This is a genomic window from Marinobacter sp. BW6, assembly GCF_008107725.1.
Classification (GTDB): domain Bacteria; phylum Pseudomonadota; class Gammaproteobacteria; order Pseudomonadales; family Oleiphilaceae; genus Marinobacter.
Genome location: NZ_VIRN01000023.1, coordinates 1 through 406, shown reverse-complemented (window position 1 = coordinate 406; position 406 = coordinate 1). Strand labels below are relative to the sequence as shown.

At 54.7% G+C, this 406-nt stretch carries 1 pseudogene; it reads left to right on the top strand.

Going from position 1 to position 406, the window contains the following annotated elements:
- Nucleotides 1-406, top strand: a pseudogene (locus tag FMN52_RS00100) (amino-acid N-acetyltransferase); the annotation flags it as partial.

Genomic DNA, 406 nt, shown 5'->3' with positions numbered 1-406 from the left:
GCTCGGCGGTGAAGCCATTGAGCATGAGAATTTCTCCAGTATCGTTAATGATATCGGGTTGTTGCACAGCCTCGGCATCCGTCTGGTGGTGGTCTATGGCGCACGTCCGCAGATCGACGCAAATCTGGCTGCGCATCACCACGAACCGCTGTATCACAAGAATATACGTGTGACCGACGCCAAAACACTGGAACTGGTGAAGCAGGCTGCGGGAACATTGCAACTGGATATTACTGCTCGCCTGTCGATGAGTCTCAATAACACGCCGCTGCAGGGCGCGCATATCAACGTCGTCAGTGGCAATTTTATTATTGCCCAGCCGCTGGGCGTCGATGACGGCGTGGATTACTGCCATAGCGGGCGTATCCGGCGGATTGATGAAGACGCGATCCATCGTCAACTGGAC